Raw genomic sequence first — 14447 nt, 5'->3', positions numbered from 1 at the left:
CAATACCGTCCGGAAATTACCGCCGAAGATTTTCAAAGTCCGGTACCACCACTGATTGGCGGTTCCGGGTTGTCAGGCTGTTGGTGACGCTCCCCCTGTGGCAGGTGCGAACCCAGTAGACACAAGGGTTAATTCTGCCACACCGCGGGAGTTCCGGCCAATCCCGCGAATGCGGCCCGGTTCCCGCGGAAGGCTGGCGGATGAGGCTGCCCGACGGCGGGAGGCTCAGGCCGGGAGTTCACTGTCCGGGCGGCGTCGCAGCCGGCCGTCGACGACGTCGTACCCGAGTTCGCCGAAAGCCGTGCGGTCCGCGCGCGTCAGGCGGCCGGCGTCGAACTCTGCGAGGAGGTCCGGGCGGCGTTCCGCCGTGCGGCGGAATTGTTCGTGGCGTCGCCACTGTGCAATCCTGCCGTGGTTGCCGCTCAAAAGGACGGCAGGCACGTCACGATCGCGCCAGGACGAGGGCTTCGTGTAGACGGGGTACTCGAGCAAGCCGTCCGAATGGGATTCCTCCACCAACGATTCGGGATTGCCGACGACACCCGGAAGCAATCGTCCGATGGCCTCGACCATGGCCAGGACTGCCACCTCCCCGCCGTTGAGGACATAGTCGCCCAAGCTGACCGGACGGACGGTGAAGTGCCCTGCCGCCCATTCCATGACGCGCTCGTCAATGCCTTCATAGCGGCCGCAGGCGAAAACGAGCTGATCTTCCTCGGCAAGCTCATAGGCGAGGGCCTGGTTGAAGCGCTCCCCCGCGGGCGACGGGACGATCAGGACCGGCTTTTTCTTCGGCACGTCCGATGAGGGCTCAGTTGCGGCAGTTCCGGCCTCGGCACTTCGCGCGTCGGCGATGGATTCCAGGGCCTGGGCCCAGGGCTCGGGCTTCATGACCATGCCCGCGCCGCCACCATACGGAGTGTCATCCACCGTGCGATGCTTGTCCGTGGTGAAAGTCCTCAAGTCATGGACATTGAGCTCCAAGAGCCCATCCTGACGGGCCTTGCCTATGAGGGAAAGCTCGAGCGGCGCCAGGTACTCGGGGAAGATGCTGACGACATCGATGCGCATCTACGCGTCATCCTTGGTGTCGGCATCGTCCTCTTCCGCGTCGCCGGCGGAAGCTTCGGTATTCAGTTCGAAGAGGCCCGGCGGCGGGGTGAGCAACACGTAGCCGTCCTCGATGTTGACCTCGGGCACGATTTCCTCGACGAAAGGCACCAGGATTTCCTTGCCGTCCGCGTCTTCAATGACCAGCAGGTCCTGGACCGGCATGGTGTTGAGTGCGGTCACTTTGCCTACGGCCTGCGAGCCGACCCGCACCTCAAGGCCGACGAGCTCATGCTCGTACCAGCCTTCGTCGTCGTCCTCTTCCAGCTCTTCCGTCTCGATGAACAGCTTCGCGCCGCGGATTTCCTCCGCCTGGTTGCGCGTGGAGATCTCTTCGAAACCGAGCAACAGGATGTCCTTGTTCCACCGGGCGCTGATGATGGTCAAGGGACCGGCCTTTGCGGGCTCCACCACGAATTCGGTCCCAGGGACGAAACGATCGCCGGGGGCGTCAGTGAGCACCTGGACGGTGACTTCGCCGCGGATTCCGTGGGGCTTGCCGATTCGGGCGACCTGGAGCTGCATGTGTTCCTCTGGTTTCTTCGCTGGGCCGACGTGGACCAGGACTGGGGATTTGCTCGTAAAACAAGCCGGCCCCTCCACCATAATCTGGTGAAGGGGCCGGATCTAAGACAAGTATTGCTGAGCGCGTTACCGGCGGCGGTCGGTGTCGACGACGTCGACCCTGACCTGCTCGCCGCCTGCCAGTGCCGCAATCACGGTGCGCAAAGCGCGTGCGGTGCGACCCTGGCGACCGATCACCCGTCCGAGGTCATCCTGGTGAACACGCACCTCGAGGGATTCCCCGCGGCGGTTGTTCTTGGCACTGACCTTGACGTCCTCAGGGCTGTCAACGATCCCGCGGACCAAGTGCTCGAGCGCTTCTGCCAGCAATTTACTCAGCCTCGGTGGTCTCTGCTTCAGCGTCAGCGGGAGCTTCAGTTGCTTCCGACTGCTTGGCCTTCTTGGTGATGGCTTCCGGGATGATGACGGAACCCTTCTCCGGTGCAACGAAAGCAGGCTTGGCGACCTTGGTCTTCAGCGTGCCTTCCTGGCCCGGGAGGCCCTTGAACTTCTGCCAGTCACCGGTGATCTTGAGGATCGCAGCGACCTGCTCGGTCGGCTGGGCGCCGACGGACAGCCAGTACTGTGCACGCTCGGAGACAACCTCGATGTACGAGGGCTCTTCGGTGGGGTGGTACTTGCCGATTTCTTCAATCGCACGGCCATCGCGCTTGGCGCGGGAGTCCATGACGACGATGCGGTAGTACGGTGCGCGCATCTTACCGAAGCGCTTAAGGCGAATCTTTACGGCCACTTTTGTGGTCACTCCTGTTTCTGAAACGGGGTTGAGCCCGTCGTTCTGCACCCGTGGGGCGGGCCATACTTGAGGGTTCCAAAGGACAAGATGCACACACGGAGAGAGGGGCCGCGCAGATCGAGTACCTGTCCATTGTGCCAGATGGCAGACAGTATTTCGAACGCGCGGTCCGTGCGGCGGGTTTAACGCGGCTCTACTGCTCGGCGGACCAGACGTAGAGGCCGGCACGTTCGGCCTTTTCGACGTCGCTCGCGAGCGCCGCCAACTGCTGGACGTACAGCCGGGACTGTTGGGCATCGAAGGGCATGTCCTCTTGGGCCGCCCAGCGTTCGGCGACCTCGTCGAGGATGCTTCCTTCTCCCTCGGTCTCGTAGCTGAGCAGCTCGGACAGGGCCCGCACCATGGCTTCGGGGACGCCGAGCAAGGCGTCACTGGCGACGTCCACCAAAGCGAGCTCATAGTCGGCGCCAGCCGCATGCACGGCCGTGCCAGCGAGGTCGCCAAGTTGTTCTACTTCGAAATCGCTGATTCCGGGGATCCGGACCGCGGCGCCGGATACGTCACTGCCCTTCTCCAGGGCAGCGGCCCTCTTGAGTGCTTCATCGTGGGTGGCAACAAAGATTTCAGCAAAGCCCATGGAAACTACTCTCATTCATTCGTGGCGACGGAGCTGCGGCGCGGCGGCCGAAATGCGCCACACCGTCGGATCAAGCGTAGCGGACGGCGACGCGCAGCCGGTTGCGCCACGGGTCCTCGAAGCGCAGCTCCTGGCCGGTGTGGTGGGAGGCGATGCCGGCAACCTTGAGGCGGTCGGCGAGCGCGCCGACGTCGTCGCCTGACGGCACTTCAATGACCACCTCGCCGAGACCGAGCGTGTCCTTGCGCGGACCTGCGCCGCGGCTGTTCCAGACGTTCATGGCCATGTGGTGGTGGTAGCCCCCGGCGGAGACGAACAGTGCCTGCCCGTGCCAGCCGGCCGTCTGCTCGAAGCCCAAGGTGTCGACGTAGAAGTCATGGGCGGTCTTGACGTCCCCCACTTGGAGGTGGACATGCCCGACGCCGGCGCCCGCCTCATGCTGGCCGGCCACCGCCGTTTCGCTCAGGTACTGCTGGAGGTAGCGCTGCGGCGGGAGCGGCAGGCTGTCCATGACGACCGAACCGCCGTTCCACTCCCACCCCTCGCGGGGCTTGTCGTAGTAGAGCTCGATTCCGTTGCCCTCGGGGTCGGTGAAGTAGAAGGCCTCGCTGACCAGGTGGTCTGCGCTGCCGACAAAAGCGTGGGGCTCGTACTGCGCTGCGGAGGCAACAGTTGCGGCGAGCGAGGACTGGTCCGCGAAGAGCAGAGCCGTGTGGAAGAGTCCGGCCTCTCCGCGGCCCGGGATCTGGAGCCCGGAGGCGGGAGCGAGGTGCACCAACGGCTTGCCGAGCCGGCCGAAGTAGAGTCCGCCGTCTTGCTCGGCGACGATGTCCAGGCCGAGCGCCCGTTGGTAGTAGTCGCCCATGAGCTTCATGTCCCCCACTTTGAGCATGACGGTGCCCATGGTGAGTTCGGCAGGAAGGAGATCCTGGCTGGAGGTGATGGTCATGTGTAACTCCCGGCTTTTTGCGGCGCCGCCCTTCGGCAACCTCTATACATCTAAATTACTTGAAGCTTCAATTTATTCCTAATGCCCGGCACTTCCGGAAAGGTGTCCCCGCAACACGGTGCATTGCGGCTTCAGCACCGCTTCAAGGGACGCGCGGGGATCGTTTGCGTAGAGCACGACGTCGGCACTGGCGCCTTCGCTGATGCCTTCGGCACCCAGCCACTCGCGGGCGGACCAGCAGGCGGCGTCGAGCGCGGCGGCCGTCGGCAGGCCCGCCTGGTGCAGTTCCAGGATCTCCTCGCCGATCCGGCCGTGCTTGATGACGCTGCCGGCGTCGGTTCCGGCATATACCCGCACTCCGGCGTCGAACGCCTCGAGGACCCGCTCATGCCGACGCTCCCAGAGCGCGATCATGTGGGCGGCGTAACGGGGGAACTTAGCTTCCGCCTGCTTCGCGATGTCCGGGAACGTCGCAATGTTGATGAGGGTGGGGACGATCGGTACGCCTTGGTCCAGCAGCCGGGGAATATGGTGCGGGAGGAGACCAGTCGCGTGCTCGATGCAGTCGATGCCGGCGTCGAGCATGTCGTCGATCGTCCCTTCGGCGAAGCAATGGGCGGTCACCCGGGCCCCCTCGTCGTGCGCCGCCGCGACGGCGTCCTTGACGATGGCCGCCGGAAAAGACGGGCCGAGATCCCCGGCGGAGCGGTCGATCCAGTCCCCGACGATCTTGACCCAGCCGTCTCCGGACCGTGCCTGCTTGCGCACCGCCTCCACCAGATCCTCCGGTTCGACTTCCTCGGCCAGGCCGGGAAGGTACCGCCGATGCCTCGCGATGTGCCTGCCTGCCCGGATGATCCTCGGCATGTCCGTCCGGCGCTGCAGCCAGCGCGTGTCGCTCGCGGAACCGGCGTCGCGGATCAAGAGAGTCCCGGCATTCCGGTCCGCAGTCGCCTGCAAGCGGGCAGTCTCCTCGTCGACGGCTCCGCCCTTGCCCAAGCCAACATGGCAATGCGCGTCGACCAAGCCGGGCAGCACCCATCCGTCCAGCACGACGTCCGGCTTCGCGAGGGGTCGGACAAAGGTCAGCCGTCCGTCGACCGACCAGAGGCCGCGCAGATCCTCTTCCGGCCCGCTGAGGACGGTGCCGCTGAATTCGATGATTTCCGCCATGAATCCACCCTAGACTCAGGCGCCGTCGCCGGGGCTGTGACGTCTGTCCTTGGTCACATCTGTCTCAAGGACTCCCCGCTGTGGTAGCTTCGTCTACGACCACACGGGGGCCCTTGCAAGGGCTGAGATCGGGCTGACGCAGCCTGCGACCGTTGAACCTGTCCGGGTAATGCCGGCGAAGGAAGTGAGTAATCCTTTGAGCACCAAAGAAACACAGCTGAGCCCTACCCAAAACGAATCGGCTCAAGAAGTGACCCAGTCCCTCAAGTCGCATTCCCTCGTGTTCCTGGAAGACACTGAGACGGGAATCCGGGTTCCGGTCACGGAAATCGCCCTGGAGCCATCCCCCAACGGCGAGGCCAACGCGCCTTTCCAGGTGTACCGCACCGCCGGGCCAGGAAGTGATCCCGTGGTTGGCCTCGAGCCGTTCCGCAGCGAGTGGATCGAAGCCCGCGGCGACACCGAGGCCTACAGCGGCCGCGAACGGAACCTGCTCGACGACGGCAAGTCGGCCGTGCGCCGCGGCGCCGCCTCCGCGGAGTGGAAGGGCGCACAGCCGGTGCCCCGCCGCGCCGTCGAGGGCAAGACCGTCACGCAGATGCATTACGCCAAACAGGGCATCGTGACGCCCGAAATGCAGTTCGTCGCGCTTCGCGAGAACTGCGATGTGGAACTGGTCCGCAGTGAAGTCGCCGCCGGCCGGGCCATCATCCCCAACAACATCAACCACCCCGAATCCGAACCGATGATCATCGGCAAGGCGTTCCTGGTGAAGATCAATGCCAACATCGGCAACTCGGCCGTCACCAGCTCCATCGCCGAAGAAGTGGACAAGTTGCAGTGGGCCACCCAATGGGGCGCCGACACCGTCATGGACCTGTCCACGGGCGACGACATCCACACCACCCGCGAATGGATCATCCGCAACTCCCCTGTGCCGATCGGCACCGTGCCGATTTACCAGGCCCTTGAGAAGGTCAATGGTGAAGCCAACAAGCTCACCTGGGAGATCTTCCGCGACACCGTCATCGAACAGTGCGAGCAGGGCGTCGACTACATGACCATCCACGCCGGCGTGTTGCTGCGCTACGTGCCGCTGACGGCGAACCGCGTGACTGGCATCGTTTCCCGCGGCGGTTCCATCATGGCGGGCTGGTGCCTGGCGCACCACGAGGAAAACTTCCTCTACACGCATTTCGACGAACTCTGCGAAATCTTTGCCAAGTACGATGTCGCGTTCTCGCTCGGCGACGGCTTGCGTCCGGGAGCGACGGCGGACGCCAACGACGCCGCGCAGTTCGCCGAGCTCGACACGCTCGCAGAGCTCACGAAGCGGGCGTGGAAGTACGACGTGCAGGTCATGGTGGAAGGCCCCGGCCACATCCCGTTCCACCTCGTCCGCGAGAACGTCGAGCGGCAGCAGGAGTTGTGCGACGGCGCACCGTTCTACACCCTCGGCCCGCTCGTGACCGACGTTGCCCCGGGCTACGACCACATCACCTCGGCCATCGGCGCCACGGAGATCGCGCGCTACGGAACCGCGATGCTCTGCTACGTCACCCCGAAGGAACACCTGGGCCTGCCGAACAAGGACGACGTCAAGACCGGCGTGATCACGTACAAAATCGCCGCCCACGCCGCTGACCTTGCGAAGGGACACCCCGGCGCCCATGAACGCGACGATGCCCTGTCCAAGGCCCGCTTCGAGTTCCGCTGGCGTGACCAGTTTGCGCTGTCATTGGATCCGGTCACGGCCGAATCGTTCCACGACGAGACTCTCCCGGCGGAACCGGCCAAGACGGCGCATTTCTGCTCCATGTGCGGACCGAAATTCTGCTCCATGCGCATCAGCCAGGACATCCGCGACGAATACGGCTCGGCGGATTCCCAGGCGGCCATCGCGGAGATGTACAGCGGTATGCGGGAAAAGAGCGAGGAATTCCTGGCATCCGGCGGCAAGGTCTACTTGCCCGAGCTCGAGGTTCCCGCAGGAAAACGTTGAGTGACGTCAGGAAGCCTGCGCTGATCCGGCGCGGCTGACATCCGCGATGAAGGACCGGATCATCCGGTCTCCTTCAACTGAATCATGAGGCCGGTGTCCTCCAGCCGCAACGCGGTGGAGGGCGCCGGTTTCCTGCAAGTAGCCGGCGATCTCTTCGTACAGGGGCTCCCAACCACCGGTCAGGACAAGCGTGGGGACTCCCGGCACGATGTGCAGGGGCGCTTCCCACGGCGCTGCCTGGAGCCGCAGCCGCCGGGCGGTACGCCGGGCCTCGGGTGTGCTGAGAACCGCTGCCTCCGAGGAAAACGCGCGGCGGACGAATTCGCGCTGGTAATCGTCATCGCTGAGTTCGTGCCGGACCCGGAACAACGGCTCCATGAGTGCCCGGTAAGCCGCAGTGGCCGGCAATTCGGCCGTCAATGAGAGACAAGCCGGTTCCACGAGCACGAGCGACCGGACCAGGTCCGGCCGTTCCACTGCGGCCAACATCGCGGAAATCGCGCCCTGGGAATGCGCCACGACGTGGCCGCCACGCGCCGGCCCGGGGGCTGACGCGGCCTCCCGCGCTCCAAGGCACTCGAGGATGATGTCCACATCGGCGGCAACGTCGGATTCCAAAGGCTCGGCCTGCGCATCGAAGCCGTGGCGTTTCAGGAAGAGCGCATCGTACTGCAGCGCCATGCCATGTTGTTTCGGCCACGCGGCAGCGCCGAATGTGCCTGCTCCATGGATGAACACAACGCGCTGCTTTTGCATTCCCCCAGCCTATGGCACGGGGCCGACAACCCAACTAACTGGCATTTGTTGTCGTTCCGAGCCCTCAAAACGACATGTATTGCCAGTCAGTTGGGTGGGACGGCTACTTGCCGCCGAGGAACTTGTCGAAGCCCTTGGGCAGGTTGAGCTGCGAGGGGTCGAAGTCGCCGGAAGGCTGACCGAATGCCGCGCCGGTGCGAACGGCCTTCGCCCGCTTGTTCTCGGCGTCGCGCAGTTCCTGGGCAGCCTTGGCGGGGTTTCCGGAACGGGCCTTCTTCTTGGGCGCGTTCTTGCTCGCCTTGCGGGAACCGCCACCGAGGCCGGGTATGCCGGGCATCCCTGGCATGCCGCCGCCCTGGGCCAGCTTCTTCATCATCTTCTGGGCCTGGGCGAAACGCTCCAGGAGGCCGTTGACCTCGGAGACGTGCACACCGGAACCACGGGCGATGCGGGCGCGGCGGGAACCGTTGATGATCTTCGGAGCCAAGCGCTCGTGCGGGGTCATGGAGCGGACAATGGCCTCCACGCGATCGATTTCCCGCTCATCGAACTGCTCCAGCTGCTGGCGGATGTTCTGCGCACCCGGCATCATCATGAGCATTTTCTTCATGGAGCCCATGTTGCGGATCTGCTGCATCTGGGCGAGGAAGTCGTCCAGCGTGAAGTCTTCCTGGTCGGCGAACTTCTTCGCCATCCGGGCAGCCTCGTCCTTGTCCCAGTTCTTCTCGGCCTGCTCGATCAGGGTAAGAACGTCACCCATATCGAGGATGCGGGAAGCCATGCGGTCCGGGTGGAACAGTTCGAAGTCGTCCAGGCCTTCGCCGGTGGACGCGAACATGACCGGCTTTCCGGTGACGGACGCGACCGAGAGAGCGGCACCGCCGCGGGCGTCGCCGTCGAGCTTCGACAGCACGACACCCGTGAAGTTGACGCCCTCATCGAAGGCAACCGCCGTGTTGACGGCGTCCTGGCCGATCATGGAGTCGATCACGAACAGCACTTCGTTCGGGATGATCGCCTGGCGGATGCGGCGCGCCTGGTCCATCATTTCCGCGTCGACGCCGAGGCGTCCCGCGGTGTCGACGATCACGACGTCGTGCAGCTTCTGGCGGGCTTCGTCGACGCCGGCGCGTGCGACGGCGACCGGATCGCCGGTGGGAACGTCCAGATCCGAGGTGGTCCCGGGGTGCGGCGCGAAGACAGGAACGCCGGCGCGTTCACCGACGATCTGGAGCTGCGTCACGGCGTTGGGACGCTGGAGATCGGCAGCAACGAGTACGGGGCTGTGGCCTTGGGCCTTGAGCCACTTGGCAAGCTTGCCGGCGAGGGTGGTCTTACCAGCACCCTGCAAGCCGGCGAGCATGATGATGGTGGGCCCGGTCTTCGCCAAGCGGATACGACGGGTCTCGCCGCCGAGGATCTCCTGGAGTTCCTCGTTGACGATCTTCACGATCTGCTGGCTCGGGTTCAGCGCAGCGGACACCTCCGCGCCCAGGGCGCGTTCGCGGATGCGGGCTGTGAACTCGCGGACTACGGGCACGGCAACGTCGGCGTCCAAGAGGGCACGCCGGATCTCCCGGACGGTGGCATCGACGTCGGCCTCGGTGAGGCGGCCCTTGCCACGGAGATTCTTGAAGGTTGCTGTCAACCGGTCAGAGAGTGAATTGAACACGCGCCGTGCACTTCTTTCAATGGTCTACGAATGGCGGCCGTTCCGACGCACCAATATCTTGACGATTCCTGCCCCAAACAAATCTGACTCAACTGAGGGACTCGACTATCTAGGGTACCAAGACGCGCCCGCAAGATGGCATGCTGGCACAGTGACCAGCAAAACAACAGTAAATACGTTGCTCATCCTAGGCGCCTCCGGAGATCTGACGGGCCGATTGCTGTTACCGGGCCTTGCCCGGCTCGTGGCCAGCGGACTCGCGGACGGCCTGAAGCTTGTCGGAGCCGGTTCCGACCCGTGGACGTCCCAACAGTGGACCAAACGCGTGGGCGGAGCCTTCGAAGATGCCGCCAAGGGTGCAAGTGCCGCAGGCAAGAAGGCAATCGCCGCCCTGGAGAAAAATACCGAATACCATCAAGTGGATGTCACGGCGGACGGCCAGCTCGCGACGCTCCTGGCCGGGCTCGAAGCGCCAATCGCCGTCTATTTCGCGTTGCCACCGCACATCAGCCAGAAGGCCTGTGAGGTCCTCACCGCCCAAGAGCTTCCCGCGGGAACAAGCCTGGTGATGGAGAAACCCTTCGGATCCAGTTCGGAATCCGCCCGGGAACTCAACAAGACCCTCTCCGCCTTGGTCCCGGAAGACCACATCCACCGCGTTGACCACTTCCTGGGCAAGGCCACTGTGTTCAACATCCTCGGCCTGCGCTTCGCCAACAGGTTCCTGGAGCCGGTGTGGAACCGGGAACACATCGAGAAGGTGGAGATCGTCTTCGACGAAGACCTCGCCCTCGAAGGGCGTGCTCGCTACTACGACGGAGCAGGCGCCCTCAAGGATATGATCCAGAGCCACTTGCTCCACATCATGGCGCTGCTGGCCATCGATGCCCCTTCCAGCATCGGGGAGCGCGATCTCCGCGACGCGATTTCGACGGTACTGCGTGCGAGCAGCATCGCCGCGCCGTACAAGAAGTCCACCCGACGGGCGCGCTACACCGCCGGCCGGATCGGTGACCGGGACGTGCCGGACTATGCAGCAGAGGACGGCGTGGACCCTGCCCGGGAAACGGAGACGCTCGCGGAGGTCGAAGTGGGCATCGACACTTGGCGCTGGAAGGGCGTCCCCTTCATCCTGCGCTCCGGAAAGGCGTTGGGTGCCGCCCGGAAAGAGGCGATCATCACCTTCCGGCCCGTCCCCCACCTGCCGACCGGATTCGAGGGCGTGGACTCCCCCAACCAGCTGCGCATCGGTTTCGGTCCTGACACCCTGCAGCTCGACGTCGATGTCAACGGTCCCGGAAACATCTTCATGCTCAATCGCGTGACGCTCAATACGGAACTGAATGCGTCCGATCTGCTGCCCTACGGAGAAGTGCTGGAGGGTGTCATTACCGACGATCCCCTGCTCTCGGTCCGCGGCGACACCGCCGTCGACTGCTGGCGGATCATCGAGCCCGTGATCAAGGCCTGGGCCAGGGATTCCGTTCCGCTCGAAGAGTACGAGGCCGGCGGCCCCGGTCCCGCGGACTGGCCCACCGCCGTCGGGGGCTAAGCAGGCGGCCGCGCTCCTGCGGAAGCGGACACGCAAGTGGGGCCGGGTACCTTTCCAGGTACCCGGCCCCTCTTCTGCGTTGGTGCCTTAGATGGCCGCTGCGCCCCGCTCGCCCGTGCGGACACGGACTGCTTCATAGACGTCCACTGTCCAGACCTTGCCGTCGCCGGCACGGCCCGTGTTGGAGGAAGCAATCAGCACATCGAGGATGTCGTCTGCCTGCTCATCCGTGGCCAGGACCTCCACGCGGATCTTGGGAAGCAGGTCCACGTTGTACTCGGCTCCGCGGTACACCTCTGTGTAACCGCGCTGCCGGCCGTAGCCGCTGGCCGCGCTGACCGTCAGTCCCTGTACCCCGTATGCTTCGAGCCCCTCGCGGATGGCGTCGAGCTTCTCCGGGCGGACGATCGCCGTGATGAGTTTCATGCCTGGACACTCTCCTTGCCTGATACGGATGCTTCGTCAGCTGCCTCGGGCTCGGCCGAGGACTTTCCGGTGATGAGGTCGTGAAGGGGCTGGAAGCTTCCGCCGTGGCCGCCGACGCCGAACTCGTATGCCGTTTCGGCGTGCAGGCTGAGGTCTGCACCGGCGATCTCCTGGCGTTCGGAGATGCGGAAGCCCATGAGCTTGTGGATCGGGTAAGCGATGATGAAGGTCATCACGCCGGTGAAGACGATCGAGCAGAGTGCCGCCAGGGACTGCGCAACCAACTGGGTGGTCCCGCCGCCGTAGAAAAGGCCCGCGGGACCCTGGGTGGGGGTGGCGAGGAAGCCGATGGCCACGGTCCCGATGATGCCGGACACCAGGTGCACGCCGACGACGTCGAGCGAGTCGTCGTAGCCGAGCTTGAACTTGAGGCCGACCGCGAGGGCCGAAGCAACACCGGCTGCTACACCAAGGGCGATGGCGCCGAGCGGGGAAACGTTGGCACAAGCCGGGGTGATGGCAACCAGGCCGGCGACGACGCCCGAAGCCGCGCCGAGCGAGGTGGGGTGGCCGTCACGGATGCGCTCCACGACAAGCCAGCCGAGCATGGCCGCTGCCGGCGCGACGAGAGTGTTGATCCAGATCAGTCCGGCCTGCTGCACGGTTGCCGCAGCACCGGCGTTGAAGCCAAACCAGCCGAACCAGAGGATGGCTGCGCCAAGCATGACCAAGGGCACGTTGTGGGGGCGGTGGTTCGGGTCCTTGCCGAAGCCTTTGCGGTTGCCGATGATCAGGACGAGGATGAGGCCTGCCACACCGGCGTTGATGTGCACCACGGTGCCGCCGGCGAAGTCGATGACGGGAGCGAAGGTCTGGCCGAACCAGCCGGTTGCCGAGAAGAGACCGCCGCCCCAGACCATGTAGGCCAAGGGGGCGTAGACGAGAGTCGCCCAGATCGGGGTGAACAGCGTCCAGGCCGAGAACTTTGCGCGGTCCGCGATGGCACCGGAGATGAGGGCGACAGTGATGATCGCGAAGGTTGCGGCGTACCCTACGTGGAGCAGGTCTGCCGGATCGGTGAAGTTGTGCAGGCCGAAGTGGCTGAACGGGTTCGCGAAGATCTGGAAGAAGTTGTCCGTGTTGCTCGTAGACATCGAGGCGCCCCAGAGGACCCACACGAGGGTCACTGTGCCGATGGCGATGAAGCTCATCATCATCATGTTCAGGGCGGCCTTGGCACGGGTCATGCCGCCATAGAAGAATGCCAGGCCCGGGGTCATGAACAGCACGAATGCTGATGCGACCAGGAGCCAAACGAGACCGGCGGTGAAGTCCATGTCTGCGTCCTCTCTGCTTTAGATGCGGGCTAAGCCGCCTGTCCCAACGCATTTGCGTTCTACATAAGAGTTTTGCGGGGCAGTGTTTCACCTGCGAAGGTTTTAGATTGCAGGGCTGTTACAAGAACTTCTCGAACGTAAATGGTGCATATCACCCTTGTTACGGATATGTTTCGTCAGTTCCATTTCCCCGCGTTCCGACTAGCCAGAGGACCCCGACACCATGACCGCAAGCCCCGAATCCCCCGCCGAACCAGGGGCGAGGGCCGCCAAGGCTGAAATGCCACGGGACATCAAGGTGATGTTGGCGGCGGCGTTCCTGATTGCACTGGGTTTTGGACTCGTGGCGCCCGTGCTTCCCCAGTTCGCAACCACGTTCGACGTCGGGGCAACGGCAGCCGCGGTGATCGTCAGCATTTTCGCCTTCATGCGTTTGGTGTTCGCTCCCGCCGGGGGCGCCCTGATGGGCCGCTTCGGCGAGCGTCCTGTGTACATCGCAGGGTTGCTGATAGTGGCGGCGTCGACGGCGGCGTGCGCTTTCGCGCAGAGCTATTGGCAGCTGCTGGTCTTCCGGGGACTTGGCGGAGCCGGTTCTGTCATGTTCACGGTTGCAGCCATGGGCCTGTTGATCAGGCTCGCCCCTCCGGAAAGCCGCGGGCGGGTCTCCGGCGCGTATGCCTCGGCCTTCCTGATCGGCAGCGTCCTGGGCCCGGTGGTCGGCGGACTGCTGGCCGGGTTCGGGTTGCGCGTACCGTTCCTCGCGTACGCGGCAGCCTTGGTCCTGGCGGCTTTGGTTGTCCGCACGCAGCTGACGGGAAGTTCAGGGGCAGCGAAGCAAGGCAGTGCGGCGGGGCCGGCAATGCGCATGAAGGATGCCTTGGGCGATTCTGCCTACCGGGCCGCTCTGTTCTCCAGTTTCGGCAACGGCTGGGCTACCCTCGGGGTGCGCATGGCCACGGTGCCGTTGTTCGCGGTGGTCGTGCTGGCCGGAGGATCGGCCTCCGCGGGTTGGGCGCTGGCCGTGTTTGCGGGGGGAAACGCCCTGGCGCTGACTTTCTCGGGCCGTATGGCCGACAATTTCGGCCGCAAGCCCATGATGCTGTTGGGCTTGGTGGTCACCGGTCTGGCCACCGCCACCATCGGGTTGACCGGCAACCTTCCCGCGTTCTTCGCGGCGTCTGCCGCGGCCGCCTTCGGCTCCGGCTTGCTAAGCCCGGCCCAGCAGGCCGCCGTCGGGGACATCATCGGTCGTGGCCGATCCGGTGGCAAGGTGCTGGCGGTCTTCCAGATGGCTTCGGACGCCGGAGCTATCGTGGGCCCCGTCCTGGTTGGCCTCCTGGCGGACGGACTTGGCTACGGCTGGGCGTTCGGCGCCACCGGCGGCATCCTCCTGCTGGCCGCGGTCGGCTGGTCCGTGGCCCGCGAGCCGATGCCCCGCGCCCCGGAACCCGTCGGCTCACCCAACTGACTAGCAGTTGATGTCGTTTTCAGGCCTGAAAACGACATCAACTG

At 64.7% G+C, this 14447-nt stretch carries 14 protein-coding genes and 1 riboswitch; of the genes, 3 read left to right on the top strand and 11 right to left on the bottom strand.

Translation table 11 applies throughout. From position 1 onward, the window contains the following. Nucleotides 1–225: 225 nt before the first annotated feature. The 7 genes from trmD to KNN17_RS03495 form a co-directional block, all read right to left on the bottom strand. On the bottom strand, nucleotides 226–1071 hold the full coding sequence (trmD, locus tag KNN17_RS03525) for a tRNA (guanosine(37)-N1)-methyltransferase TrmD (protein ID WP_241707499.1): 846 nt from the start codon (nucleotides 1069–1071) through the stop codon (nucleotides 226–228). Then, nucleotides 1072–1635 (bottom strand): ribosome maturation factor RimM, encoded by a 564-nt coding sequence (rimM, locus tag KNN17_RS03520; protein ID WP_241707498.1) that lies wholly within the window; start codon nucleotides 1633–1635, stop codon nucleotides 1072–1074. Nucleotides 1636–1761: 126 nt separating this feature from the next. After that, nucleotides 1762–2004, bottom strand: a complete 243-nt coding sequence (locus KNN17_RS03515; protein WP_028267532.1) for an RNA-binding protein — start codon at nucleotides 2002–2004, stop codon at nucleotides 1762–1764. A gap of 1 nt (nucleotide 2005) precedes the next feature. After that, nucleotides 2006–2428: a 30S ribosomal protein S16 gene (rpsP, locus tag KNN17_RS03510; RefSeq protein WP_059387673.1), complete on the bottom strand. Its 423-nt coding sequence runs from the start codon at nucleotides 2426–2428 to the stop codon at nucleotides 2006–2008. A gap of 196 nt (nucleotides 2429–2624) precedes the next feature. Continuing rightward, nucleotides 2625–3068, bottom strand: a complete 444-nt coding sequence (locus KNN17_RS03505) for a hypothetical protein (protein WP_241707497.1) — start codon at nucleotides 3066–3068, stop codon at nucleotides 2625–2627. Nucleotides 3069–3138: 70 nt separating this feature from the next. Continuing rightward, nucleotides 3139–4017, bottom strand: a complete 879-nt coding sequence (locus KNN17_RS03500) for a VOC family protein (protein WP_078108608.1) — start codon at nucleotides 4015–4017, stop codon at nucleotides 3139–3141. A 78-nt stretch (nucleotides 4018–4095) separates the two neighbouring features. Then, nucleotides 4096–5190, bottom strand: a complete 1095-nt coding sequence (locus KNN17_RS03495) for an amidohydrolase family protein (protein WP_241707496.1) — start codon at nucleotides 5188–5190, stop codon at nucleotides 4096–4098. A 93-nt stretch (nucleotides 5191–5283) separates the two neighbouring features. Beyond that, a riboswitch (TPP riboswitch) is annotated at nucleotides 5284–5391 on the top strand. Here KNN17_RS03495 and thiC point away from each other — a divergent pair. Then, nucleotides 5387–7192 carry a phosphomethylpyrimidine synthase ThiC gene (gene thiC / locus KNN17_RS03490; RefSeq protein WP_242598470.1) on the top strand — a complete coding sequence of 602 codons (1806 nt, stop codon included), beginning with the start codon at nucleotides 5387–5389 and terminating at the stop codon, nucleotides 7190–7192. (Overlaps the previous riboswitch by 5 nt.) 6 nt (nucleotides 7193–7198) lie before the next feature. Here thiC and KNN17_RS03485 read toward each other — a convergent pair whose 3' ends face one another. Together KNN17_RS03485 and ffh are read right to left on the bottom strand one after the other, a co-directional pair. Further along, nucleotides 7199–7948, bottom strand: a complete 750-nt coding sequence (locus tag KNN17_RS03485; protein WP_241707495.1) for an alpha/beta fold hydrolase — start codon at nucleotides 7946–7948, stop codon at nucleotides 7199–7201. A 103-nt stretch (nucleotides 7949–8051) separates the two neighbouring features. Continuing rightward, a complete protein-coding gene (gene ffh, locus KNN17_RS03480) occupies nucleotides 8052–9620 on the bottom strand; it encodes a signal recognition particle protein (protein WP_241707494.1) in 1569 nt (522 codons plus the stop codon). Nucleotides 9621–9771: 151 nt separating this feature from the next. On the opposite strand from ffh, the gene KNN17_RS03475 reads away from it, so the two are divergent. Beyond that, the gene (locus KNN17_RS03475) at nucleotides 9772–11172 is read left to right on the top strand and encodes a glucose-6-phosphate dehydrogenase (protein ID WP_241707493.1); all 1401 of its coding nucleotides are present in this window, start codon (nucleotides 9772–9774) and stop codon (nucleotides 11170–11172) included. A gap of 87 nt (nucleotides 11173–11259) precedes the next feature. On the opposite strand, the gene KNN17_RS03470 is transcribed toward KNN17_RS03475, so the two are convergent. Further along, complete coding sequence (locus KNN17_RS03470; RefSeq protein WP_028264639.1) at nucleotides 11260–11598, bottom strand: P-II family nitrogen regulator; 339 nt, start codon at nucleotides 11596–11598, stop codon at nucleotides 11260–11262. Beyond that, entirely contained in the window at nucleotides 11595–12935 is a 1341-nt protein-coding gene (locus KNN17_RS03465) for an ammonium transporter (protein WP_078108602.1), read from the bottom strand. Before KNN17_RS03465 ends, KNN17_RS03470 begins: the two co-directional genes overlap by 4 nt. Nucleotides 12936–13158: 223 nt before the next feature. On the opposite strand from KNN17_RS03465, the gene KNN17_RS03460 reads away from it, so the two are divergent. Next, a complete protein-coding gene (locus tag KNN17_RS03460) occupies nucleotides 13159–14403 on the top strand; it encodes an MFS transporter (protein ID WP_241707492.1) in 1245 nt (414 codons plus the stop codon). Nucleotides 14404–14447: the final 44 nt, after the last annotated feature.

Source organism: Arthrobacter bambusae, assembly GCF_022606295.1.
Lineage (GTDB): Bacteria > Actinomycetota > Actinomycetes > Actinomycetales > Micrococcaceae > Arthrobacter > Arthrobacter bambusae_A.
This window is presented reverse-complemented; position numbering and strand designations above follow the sequence as displayed.

What these genes read in the sequence shown, in the direction of transcription:
- trmD (WP_241707499.1), bottom strand. Translation starts at nt 1,071, where the DNA reads ATGCGCATCGATGTCGTCAGCATCTTCCCCGAGTACCTGGCGCCGCTC.
- rimM (WP_241707498.1), bottom strand. Translation starts at nt 1,635, where the DNA reads ATGCAGCTCCAGGTCGCCCGAATCGGCAAGCCCCACGGAATCCGCGGC.
- KNN17_RS03505 (WP_241707497.1), bottom strand. Translation starts at nt 3,068, where the DNA reads ATGGGCTTTGCTGAAATCTTTGTTGCCACCCACGATGAAGCACTCAAG.
- KNN17_RS03500 (WP_078108608.1), bottom strand. Translation starts at nt 4,017, where the DNA reads ATGACCATCACCTCCAGCCAGGATCTCCTTCCTGCCGAACTCACCATG.
- KNN17_RS03495 (WP_241707496.1), bottom strand. Translation starts at nt 5,190, where the DNA reads ATGGCGGAAATCATCGAATTCAGCGGCACCGTCCTCAGCGGGCCGGAA.
- KNN17_RS03485 (WP_241707495.1), bottom strand. Translation starts at nt 7,948, where the DNA reads ATGCAAAAGCAGCGCGTTGTGTTCATCCATGGAGCAGGCACATTCGGC.
- KNN17_RS03470 (WP_028264639.1), bottom strand. Translation starts at nt 11,598, where the DNA reads ATGAAACTCATCACGGCGATCGTCCGCCCGGAGAAGCTCGACGCCATC.
- KNN17_RS03465 (WP_078108602.1), bottom strand. Translation starts at nt 12,935, where the DNA reads ATGGACTTCACCGCCGGTCTCGTTTGGCTCCTGGTCGCATCAGCATTC.
- KNN17_RS03460 (WP_241707492.1), top strand. Translation starts at nt 13,159, where the DNA reads ATGACCGCAAGCCCCGAATCCCCCGCCGAACCAGGGGCGAGGGCCGCC.